Origin of the sequence: Sulfitobacter sp. 1A12779 (genome assembly GCF_043557315.1) — a bacterium.
GTDB classification, from domain to species: domain Bacteria; phylum Pseudomonadota; class Alphaproteobacteria; order Rhodobacterales; family Rhodobacteraceae; genus Sulfitobacter; species Sulfitobacter faviae.
Genome location: NZ_JBIFFU010000032.1, coordinates 19769 through 28984 on the forward strand (window position 1 = coordinate 19769; position 9216 = coordinate 28984).

11 protein-coding genes are annotated in these 9216 nt (G+C 59.3%); 8 read left to right on the forward strand and 3 right to left on the reverse strand.

What is annotated here, in order from left to right:
* Positions 1 to 404: 404 nt before the first annotated feature.
* From ACGYLQ_RS19110 to ACGYLQ_RS19145, 8 genes are all read left to right on the forward strand, one after another.
* A complete protein-coding gene (locus ACGYLQ_RS19110) occupies positions 405 to 704 on the forward strand; it encodes a mobilization protein (RefSeq protein ID WP_067629798.1) in 300 nt (99 codons plus the stop codon).
* A complete protein-coding gene (locus ACGYLQ_RS19115) occupies positions 704 to 2398 on the forward strand; it encodes a type IV secretory system conjugative DNA transfer family protein (RefSeq protein WP_067629800.1) in 1695 nt (564 codons plus the stop codon). The genes ACGYLQ_RS19110 and ACGYLQ_RS19115 overlap by 1 nt, the downstream gene beginning before the upstream one ends.
* Positions 2399 to 2416: 18 nt before the next feature.
* Complete coding sequence (locus tag ACGYLQ_RS19120) at positions 2417 to 2965, forward strand: hypothetical protein (RefSeq protein WP_067629803.1); 549 nt, start codon at positions 2417 to 2419, stop codon at positions 2963 to 2965.
* A gap of 234 nt (positions 2966 to 3199) precedes the next feature.
* Positions 3200 to 4231 (forward strand): replication initiator protein A, encoded by a 1032-nt coding sequence (locus ACGYLQ_RS19125; RefSeq protein ID WP_067629806.1) that lies wholly within the window; start codon positions 3200 to 3202, stop codon positions 4229 to 4231.
* Positions 4232 to 4361: 130 nt separating this feature from the next.
* Positions 4362 to 5030, forward strand: coding sequence for a ParA family protein (locus ACGYLQ_RS19130; RefSeq protein ID WP_067629809.1), 669 nt, complete (start codon positions 4362 to 4364; stop codon positions 5028 to 5030).
* Positions 5031 to 5362: 332 nt separating this feature from the next.
* The gene (locus tag ACGYLQ_RS19135; RefSeq protein ID WP_067629831.1) at positions 5363 to 5617 is read left to right on the forward strand and encodes a type II toxin-antitoxin system HicA family toxin; all 255 of its coding nucleotides are present in this window, start codon (positions 5363 to 5365) and stop codon (positions 5615 to 5617) included.
* A complete protein-coding gene (locus ACGYLQ_RS19140; protein ID WP_067629815.1) occupies positions 5614 to 5946 on the forward strand; it encodes a type II toxin-antitoxin system HicB family antitoxin in 333 nt (110 codons plus the stop codon). Before ACGYLQ_RS19135 ends, ACGYLQ_RS19140 begins: the two co-directional genes overlap by 4 nt.
* A gap of 13 nt (positions 5947 to 5959) precedes the next feature.
* A complete protein-coding gene (locus ACGYLQ_RS19145; RefSeq protein WP_290754752.1) occupies positions 5960 to 6397 on the forward strand; it encodes a hypothetical protein in 438 nt (145 codons plus the stop codon).
* Positions 6398 to 6638: 241 nt separating this feature from the next.
* Here ACGYLQ_RS19145 and ACGYLQ_RS19150 read toward each other — a convergent pair.
* The 3 genes from ACGYLQ_RS19150 to ACGYLQ_RS19160 all read right to left on the reverse strand — a co-directional run bounded on the left by ACGYLQ_RS19150 (position 6639) and on the right by ACGYLQ_RS19160 (position 9089).
* A protein-coding gene (locus ACGYLQ_RS19150; protein WP_322346866.1) for an IS5 family transposase occupies positions 6639 to 7396 on the reverse strand; the annotation gives its coding sequence in 2 pieces (ribosomal slippage) (positions 6639 to 7072 and positions 7072 to 7396; 759 coding nt in all).
* Between the two features lie 46 nt (positions 7397 to 7442).
* The gene (locus ACGYLQ_RS19155; RefSeq protein ID WP_322346850.1) at positions 7443 to 8093 is read right to left on the reverse strand and encodes a class I SAM-dependent methyltransferase; all 651 of its coding nucleotides are present in this window, start codon (positions 8091 to 8093) and stop codon (positions 7443 to 7445) included.
* 285 nt (positions 8094 to 8378) lie between these two features.
* Complete coding sequence (locus ACGYLQ_RS19160; protein WP_394444387.1) at positions 8379 to 9089, reverse strand: IS6 family transposase; 711 nt, start codon at positions 9087 to 9089, stop codon at positions 8379 to 8381.
* Positions 9090 to 9216: the final 127 nt, after the last annotated feature.

Genomic DNA, 9216 nt, shown 5'->3' on the forward strand with positions numbered 1-9216 from the left:
GGTCATGGGCGGTTTGCCACCGGCAAACCCGGCGTGGATCGGCACCGACAGGTCCGATGATCCGCGCAGCCCGCAAGCGTGACTCCCTCGGTGATCCAGCCCCGGCCACGGGGCACAGGATGCCGTCAGGGTGTCGTGATGCGGGACGCCATCCAACCGCGCAGGTTGGTCCTAGAGGGTTTGGGAGAGGCGATGTCGTCTCCCATTTCGATGCGCCTCGCATCGAAGGGGTTTGCCATCGGCTGGAGGTTTGCCCCGGAGAGATCGCACGCAAATCTCGGAACCGCAGGTGAAGAGTTTGCATAAGTGCGCCCTTGTCCTTTACAGGCCTACGGGTAAGCGCTATCGCTCAATCTGACAAGACCAACCTGTCCACCTGCTCTTTTCGAAGATGGAGACGTGCATTGGCAGACACCGAACTCGAGCGGGCCGAGAAACGATACGCCCAGGCCAAGGCCCGTCTTCAGGCACTGAAGAACCGGGCAGCCACCAGGCAGCGCAAGCTGGATACCCGGCGCAAGGTGATCCTGGGCGGTGCGCTGCTCGATCTGGCGGAACGGGATTCCGGAGCGGCGGCAATGCTGGATCGGCTGATCCGCAACCTCGCCCGTGAACAGGATCGCAAGGCCTTCGCGGATTGGGATGCCCCCTCCGGTATTGCCTCCCCTGCCCCGTCCAGTTCTGATCCGGACACGCCGTCCTGATGCGGGCCGTGATCGGCCTCTTCGATACTCTGTTCCGGTTTTTCGGTCGGTTGATCTTCACGCCCATCCTGATGGGCTGGATGATCGGCGCTGTCCTGTTCGGGGCGATGATTGGGTTCATCATCGGGGGCGTCGTGGCCATATCGGCCTTTGGTCCTCCGCTTGGTCAGTCGGCGTGGGAATGGGCCATCATCGCGCCGCCTGTCTTCATCGGCGCGGTCTTTGGCTTCCAATACTGGCGGGGCGTCTCCGGGGCCGACGCCTACTTCGGGCTGACCGGTGACAGCCACGGCTCGGCCCGCTTTGCCAGCCGCAAGGAGCTGAAGAAACTCCAGGGCGAGGATGGTCTTCTGATCGGGCGCAATCCGGGCACCGGGCGGCTGCTGCGCTATGACGGCCCTGCCCATCTGATCACCCTCGCCCCGACACGGGCCGGGAAAGGCGTCGGCACCGTGATCCCCAACCTGCTGGCAGCGGAACGCTCGGTATTGGTCATCGACCCCAAGGGCGAGAATGCACGGATCGCCGGGGAAGCCCGGCGGCGGTTCGGAACGGTCCATGTCCTCGATCCGTTTGAGGTTAGCGGGATGCCCTCTGTCGCCTACAACCCGCTCGACCGTCTCACACCGGACAGCCTCGATCTGGGCGAGGATGCGGCCTGCCTGACAGAGGCGCTTGTGATGGACCCGCCGGGACAGGTTTCGGAAGCGCATTGGAACGAGGAAGCCAAGGCCATCCTCGGCGGGCTGATCATGTTTTGCGTCTGCCACGAGGACCGCGACCGGCGCACCCTCGCCACCGTCCGGGAATATCTCACCCTGCCCCCGGAAAAGCTCCGCGCGTTGCTGGAGCTGATGCAGGACAGCGATGCAGCGGGCGGGCTGATTGCCCGCGCCGCCAACCGCTTCCTTGGCAAGGCGGATCGGGAAGCCGCTTCGGTGCTGTCCAACGCGCAGCGCCACACGCATTTCCTCGACAGTCCGCGCATTGCCAAGGTCACGTCACGGTCGGACTTCCACTTCTCCGATCTACGCCACCGGATCACGTCGGTGTTTCTGGTGCTGCCGCCGAACCGGATGGACGCCTACAGCCGCTGGCTGCGCCTTCTGGTCTCCCAAGCCCTCCAGGACATCGCACGGGACGCCGAGTCGGCGACACAGCCCTCCGGGGCGTCCCCTGCCCTCTCCGGGGCCCCTACAGCGCCTGTGAGCGCCACAGGACGCCTCAAAGCGCCCACGTTGTTCCTCCTCGACGAATTTGCCGCCCTAGGTCGTCTGGAAGCTGTAGAGCGCGCCATGGGCCTGATGGCGGGCTATGGCCTCCAGCTCTGGCCCATCTTGCAGGATATGAGCCAGCTCCGCGATCTCTACGGCGAACGTGCTGGCACCTTCATCGCCAATGCCGGGGTGCAACAGGTCTTCGGGGTCAATGATTTTGAAACGGCCAAATGGCTGAGCCAGATGATCGGCCAGGAAACCACCGGGTTCCAGACCGACAGCTACAAGCCGGGTGACAATCCCAGCTTCTCCAACAACCTCACGGGCCGCGATCTTCTCACCCCCGATGAAATCATGCAGATGCCGCCGGGGCTGCAGCTTCTCCGTGTTCAGGGCCAGCCCTCGGCGCTGGCCCAAAAGCTGCGCTACTACGCCGACCCCGACTTCAAGGGGCTGTTCGTCCCACAGGACCAGTGATCCGAAGGACGCCTCCCGATGCCAGACCAACCCGACCTCCCTGCCCTCTCAGACGATGAGCTGCGCGAAACCCTCGACCGGCTGGCGAGCCTGGCGCTGAACCTGTCCGACCAGGTGGAGGATCAGACCAAGGCGATCAACCGTGCGACCACGGCGGCGAACGAGGCGCGGCGAGCGGCTGTGACCGTGCAGAGCCAGAATGATCCCGCCGGGTTCGGCGACCGGATCGGACAGGCCGTCGATGCGCGCCTCTTGGACACGCTCCAGCGTCTCGACCGCACGGCCAATCATCTGGACCTGCGAACGAACAAGACGGCTGCCGTCCTCGATCAGGCCAGCGAGGATCGCGGCAACCTTCTCCGCAATATCCGGGACCGGGAAGAAAGGCTGGACCGCTGGAAATCCTACTGGCCCTGGTTCGGTCTGGGTGCGCTCGTTCTGGCCCTGGCGATGACCGTCGCCCTGCCCCGTTTCTTGGCCAGCACCCCCTCCACATGCGCTGTCCTCGGGGCGATGTGGACGGCCACAACAGAGGGCGTCAACGCCTGCGTATTCTACCAGCCGTGACGTTCAGCGTGGTTGATTAGGCACTTATCCACAGGAGCTGTAGGCTTCGTCTGGTGTTAATATGTGTTAGATTCTGTGTTACGCGCCAAGATAATGTCGTTTTATCCTTTGGTATTAAAATACTAGCGAGTGTGCTGGTAACTAATAACACGAATCTTGGTAACTGAAATCCTGATTTCGGTAACTGAAAACACGAATCTTGACAGCGGTAACTGAAAACACGAATGTCGCCGCATGGTAACTGAAAACACGAATCTCGCCCCCCTCCTCCCAGATCGTCATCCGCAGCATGATCTGTTCATCTGCGACGTTGCCGACGCGGTGCTGAAGGACGTGATGCAGCACATGGAGCATCCCTTCTATTCGCTGTCTAAGAAGCCCGAAACCTCGGTGAAGCGATACAGGAACGGCGAGAACTGGCTGGAGATCACGCCAAGCGTCAAGGGCCTCGCAACGATCTACGACAAGGATATTCTGATCTACTGCATCAGTCAGATCATGGCGAAACTGAAGAAGGGCGAACAGGTTTCACCGCGTGTCCGTATCAACTCGCGCGAGCTGCTGATCTTCGCGAACCGTGGCACGAGCGGTCGGGAGTACCAGTCCCTCCTCGATGCGCTCGACCGTCTCGAAGGAACGCGGATACGGACCAACATCGTAACTGGAGACGAAGAACAGATCGACGGTTTCGGTTTGATAGACGCCTCCTCGATCCGCCGGAAACATGGCATGGACGGCCGCCTTCTCTGGTGCGAGGTCCAGCTTTCCGGCTGGGTGTTCAATGCGATCCGCAACGAAGAGGTTCTGACGCTACATCGGGATTACTTCCGCCTGCGCAAGCCAATCGAGCGGCGCGTGTATGAGCTGGCCCGCAAGCATTGCGGCCAGCAGAAGAGCTGGCGCATCACGCTCGCCAAGTTGCTGCTCAAGTCTGGTTCCCAGAGCCCTGAAAAGCGGTTCAGACAGATGATCAAGGAGCTGGCCCGTCACGATCATCTGCCCGACTATCGCGTCACATTCGATGAAGAGGCCGATATGGTCATCTTCCACAATCGCGGCACGATGACCGGTCCCTCGCTGATTGAGGGCCGCGTGTCGTCCCTGAAAGCCGAAACCTACGAATTGGCGCGTCAAGCTGCGCCTGGGTGGGACGTGTATCATCTGGAACATGAGTGGCGGGACTGGATCGTTGAACCGCCTCGCAACGCGGATCGAGCCTTCGTCGGGTTCTGCCGCAAGTGGTTTGAAAAGCGTGGTCGGCCATAGATGTAAAACCGGTTATGGAAACATAACCGGTAAGTGAAATATATCCGGTAGGAGAATAAAATCCGGTATTGGAAACTAATCCGGTTAGAGATATAAAACCGGTAAGAACAACAGTTGGCAGGGTTGAGCAATGCCTGTTATCGTTATGGCAAGCCCCAAGGGGGGCGTTGGGAAGTCCACTTGCGCGGTGCTTCTCGCTTCCGAGTTTGCGCGCATGGGGGCTGAGGTCACAGTGCTGGACTGTGACCCGAACAAATCTCTGAGTCGATGGGCGTCTCACGGAATGCCCAAGGGGGTTTCCCTGCTTGGCGATATCGGTCGCTCGGAGATCGTCCCGTCGATCCGTGCGGCTGACGGAGACGGAAAGATCGTGATTGTCGATCTGGAAGGCATCGCGTCACAGCTTGTGAGCCGTGCTATCTCTCAGGCTGATCTGGTCATTGTTCCAATGCAGGCGACCGCGCTGGATGCAGAGATTGGCTCCGAAGCCTTGGCTCTCGTCCGCGAAGAGGAGGACGCGCTCGGCCGCGATATCCGCCACGCAGTTGTGCTGACTAAAACAAGTGCGGCCGTGAAAAGCCGTGTCCAGAAAGAGTTGGAAGAACAACTAAGCGGGGCAGGAATCGACGTGATCGAACCGTCGCTGGTCGCTCGCGCCGCCTTCTCGGAAATATTTGCCTATGGCGGCGATCTGACTGCGATGATGAACGACACGGAACTGAGAACGGGCGGCAAGGTCGATAAGGCCCTGGCGAACGCCCAAAGCTTCGCGGAGGCTGTTTATGAGCGGCTCAAATAGGCTTGCGGGCCTTACGGCACGCCCGAAAGAGACAAGCGCCGAAGAAGTCCGGCGTGTGGATGACGTTGGAGAGGCTAGGGGGTTCCTTGATCGCACCCCTCGCAAGAAGCCTGGCCGCAAACCCAGTCCTCGCACCCACCAGCTGCACCCGAAGGTTTTTCCCAAAGTAGGGGAGGCTATTGCGGCCGAAGCGGAAAAACTTGGAATCACCCAGGGCCAACTGATCGAACAGATGTGGGAACTCTACAGCTCTCGATGATGGATGACATCCTGCCACTATGCTGAGAATGAAGTATGCTTGCATTTTTCGCTAGCACTTGCTATATGACCTGATGAACAGCAAACACCGCAAGACCCTAGCCGTTGTCTTCACAGACCCGGTGTCCGGCACTGTCGAATGGTCGGCAATCGAGCGTTTGCTTGTCGCTGCTGGCGCACAGGTGATCGAAGGACGCGGCTCGCGGGTGCGGTTCGAGAAGGATGGCGAGGTCGAGACGTTTCACCGCCCGCACCCCGCCAAGGAAGCCAAACGCTACCAAGTGCGCGCCGCCCGCGCGTTCCTGGAACGGATCGGAGTTACACCATGACCAATTCCATGACCTACAAGGGCTATACGGCCCGCATCGAATATGACGACGAAGATGGAATCTTTACCGGACGCCTCGCCGGTATCCGCGATGGTGTCGGCTTTCACGCGGACACGGTTGAAGCTTTGCGGGATGCCTTTCACGAAGCGGTCGAAGATTACATCGAAACCTGCGCAAAGATCGGTAAAGAGCCGCAGAAGGCCTTTTCCGGCCAGGTGATGTTTCGTGTCGATCCCGAAGTGCATCGCAAGGCTGCGCTCGCAGCGGAGCTGTCCGGCAAGAGCCTGAACCAGTGGGCCGAAGAGGTTCTGGATCGCGCCGCAGGGTAGGGGGCCGGTGGATATGGCCGACGCTGACCGCGTTCTGGACGCAAGGACAGGTGAGCTTGAAACTGTCGATCAAGCCATGATGGGCGAAGTCGTTGGTGTGGCCCAGGCGGTTGGTGATCTGCGAAAGGCTCTCGATGAACTTGATGGCCAGCTTGATGCCCGGCGGTTCGAAAAAGCCGCTGCGTTGGGGTATCAAGACATCGCATCCGCGTTCATCTTCCTCCAGCGCACTTTGGGCGGGCTACAGAGCGCGGAGCTTAACCGCCACGCTTTCGTTTCAAGCATCGCGGAAGAACTGCAATGCGCACACGAGGATGCAGAGCCCCTTGTTGCGGCGCGTCTCCAATGCCTGAAACCCAGACCGGAATTGACCGAAGAAGAGCTTGCAGCGTCGAAGGCGCGCCTTCGACGCAGAATAGAGGAAATAGGCTCGAACGGCGAAGGCCAGTAAGGCGTTGGCTCACGTCGCAATATGCAAGTCCGGCCACTCGCTGCACGCTGTCGGAACTCACTGGTCGCGGGACTTTGCCGCCGTTTGGTTATGCCTTCTGAAGGTCCGCTATGGCGGCGCAGATGGTGAATTCACGGTGCGACAACAAGGCGATACCCACAGTCACGCTTATCGAGTTCAAGAACGTCACCAAACTGCTTCGTCCAAGTCCCACTTTCGAGATCACGCCTAGGCTCAGGACTCATAGCCAGTAGATGACGATAGCGGCGAGGGCGATGGCTGAGAGGAAGACCTTCGGGCACCTGTCGTAGCGTGTGGCGACGCGCCGCCAGTCCTTGAGCCTGCCGAACATGATCTCGATCCGGTTTCGGCGTTTGTATCGGCGCTTGTCATACTTCACCGGCGCCTTCCGCTGCTTCCGTCCGGGGATGCAGGCGCGTATCCCTCTGTCTTTCAACGCTTCTCGAAACCAGTCGGCGTCGTAGCCGCGATCCCCGAGCAACCAATCGACATCCGGCAGACTGTCGCAAAGAGCCCGTGCGCCGATGTAGTCGCTCACCTGTCCTGCCGTGACGAACAGGTCGAGGGGCCGTCCCTGGCTGTCACATATGGCATGCAGCTTGGTGTTCATGCCGCCCTTGGTCCGTCCGATCAGGCGGCCGCGCCCCCCTTTTTAGCGGCTAGACTGGACGCCGTTCGGTGAGCCTTCAGGTAGGTGGCGTCGATCATCACGGTCTTCCTCTCGCCGTGCTCGGCAGCCAGTCCAACCAACATTTTCGCGAAGATGCCTTTGTCGCTCCAACGCTTCCAGCGGTTGTAGAGCGTCTTATGGGGACCGTATTGTTTTGGCGCATCTCGCCAGCGTAACCCATTGCGGTTGATGAAGATAATCCCGCTCAGGACGCGCCGATCATCGACACGGGGCTTGCCGTGGGACTTCGGGAAATAGGGCTCCAGACGCGCCATCTGCGCATCGCTCAGCCAGAAGAGATCAGACATGTCACCGCTCAGTTTTCGCGCGGTGAATCATGCCCTACCGCTGAGATCAATGGGTCCTGAGCCTAAGGCTTTCCAAACCGGGGGCGATATCGCCAATCTTCCAGAATGAGGAAATCCCAGCACGAACACGGGCATCAAGATATGCAGAAGGACGCCGCCAGTAGGCCGCAAGAAAACCGTCAGAACAATCGTGCGGGATCAGAACTGGTGACACTTCCACCTCGCCAAGCCATTTCGCATATTCATCTATTGGCGGCATCTGGCCCTTATCTAGTGCGGCAAGTTCTGGGAAATAGTCAAATAGCCAAAAGTCACGGAATGTAGGATCGTAAGTCAGGATCACTTTGGGGCCACGCGAAACTCGGCGCAACTCGGCCATGCCTTTTGCCTTGTCGTTCCAGTGATGCACTGTCAGCACCGCCATAACCGCGTCGAAGCAATCATCATCAAAAGGAAGGTTTTCGGCGATGCCTTGCACCACTCTCGCATTGGATGTTGGCCTCTGCGCTATCATTTCGGCGGACGGTTCGAGTGCTGTAATCATACGATCCACAGGCTCGTAGGAGCCTGCACCTGCACCAACGTTCAACACCGCTCGGCTTTCACCGAGTGCCGTATGTATTAACTTCGCGATCCGCGCATCAGCACAGCGCAATTTGGCGTAGTCCAATCCAATCGTGTCGTAGCTTTCAGGCATTGGGAAATCCACTCAAGTTCAGTCAAGAAGAATGATACCCGGCATTCGTGCGAAGCGCAGCATCCGTCCCTTCGGGCTCTTGCACTAAATCGCTCCGCGATATGGGCGCCTATGGCTGGGGTTGCGCTTAGTCGGGATTTGTTTTGCGGTTTGCGGTGTTGGGTTTGTGCTGTTGATCGAGGTGATTTTGCCTCGGTTGACAGAGGGTTTTCCCATGAATGTACAGCACTCCACACGGCATTGTCAGGTTGTAATGCCCGGACGTGATCAATATCCGCGCCTGGTTCAGACTGCCATTTCCGCCGCATAGTTATTCCACAGGCTGAATGCATCGGCCCGGGCGTGGCGATAAGATGCTGCGGAAAGGTGATGGCGTTGCGGTCGGAAGATGGTGGCGGTTTGATCATGGACGGATAGAAGCCGCTGAACTTGGCGCGGGGTTTTGAAACGCCCCATGATTTTCTCTCGTCGTCGCGTATGTCGGTGCGACGCCTCGGACCGGTTATTCAACCCCTTGTGCGAGCGGTGATCGACCCCCGAACAAAGGTTCCGGACGGCCACGCCATAACTGCGTAGCTTGTCAGTTACGAGCACGCGTGGCACGCCCCATCGCTTCATCAGCTTTTTCAGGAACCGCTTGGCAGCCTGAGCATTTCTGCGGCTTTGCACCAAGATATCCAATACGTCTCCGTTCGCGTCGACCGCCCGCCAAAGCCAGTGTTTCCGCCCGCGGATTGAGATGACCACTTCGTCCAAGTGCCATTTGCCGGACGGAGCTGGGCGGTCGCGACGGATCTTGGCCGCGATCTGCGGTCCAAACCGTTGGCACCAAACCCGGATGCTTTCATACGAGACGATCACACCTCGTTCGGCCAGAAGATCTTCGACATCGCGCAAGCTCAGGGCAAAGCGATGGTACGCCCACACAGCATAGGAGATGATGGACCGAGGAAACCGGAATCCCTTCAAGCGGAGTTGTGAAACTTGGCTGATCATCCGCAAGCGCTATGCGTGAACCGAAGCAACATCAACAACCTGACAATGCCGCGGTCGTTGTTGCGAAACAGGACGGCGAACCTGGTCTTGCGTTCGACGAGCGAAGCCACGTTCATCTTGCCATTGG

What these genes read in the sequence shown, in the direction of transcription:
- ACGYLQ_RS19115 (WP_067629800.1), top strand. Translation starts at nt 704, where the DNA reads ATGCGGGCCGTGATCGGCCTCTTCGATACTCTGTTCCGGTTTTTCGGT.
- ACGYLQ_RS19120 (WP_067629803.1), top strand. Translation starts at nt 2,417, where the DNA reads ATGCCAGACCAACCCGACCTCCCTGCCCTCTCAGACGATGAGCTGCGC.
- ACGYLQ_RS19125 (WP_067629806.1), top strand. Translation starts at nt 3,200, where the DNA reads ATGGTAACTGAAAACACGAATCTCGCCCCCCTCCTCCCAGATCGTCAT.
- ACGYLQ_RS19130 (WP_067629809.1), top strand. Translation starts at nt 4,362, where the DNA reads ATGCCTGTTATCGTTATGGCAAGCCCCAAGGGGGGCGTTGGGAAGTCC.
- ACGYLQ_RS19135 (WP_067629831.1), top strand. Translation starts at nt 5,363, where the DNA reads ATGAACAGCAAACACCGCAAGACCCTAGCCGTTGTCTTCACAGACCCG.
- ACGYLQ_RS19140 (WP_067629815.1), top strand. Translation starts at nt 5,614, where the DNA reads ATGACCAATTCCATGACCTACAAGGGCTATACGGCCCGCATCGAATAT.
- ACGYLQ_RS19145 (WP_290754752.1), top strand. Translation starts at nt 5,960, where the DNA reads ATGGCCGACGCTGACCGCGTTCTGGACGCAAGGACAGGTGAGCTTGAA.
- ACGYLQ_RS19155 (WP_322346850.1), bottom strand. Translation starts at nt 8,093, where the DNA reads ATGCCTGAAAGCTACGACACGATTGGATTGGACTACGCCAAATTGCGC.
- ACGYLQ_RS19160 (WP_394444387.1), bottom strand. Translation starts at nt 9,089, where the DNA reads ATGATCAGCCAAGTTTCACAACTCCGCTTGAAGGGATTCCGGTTTCCT.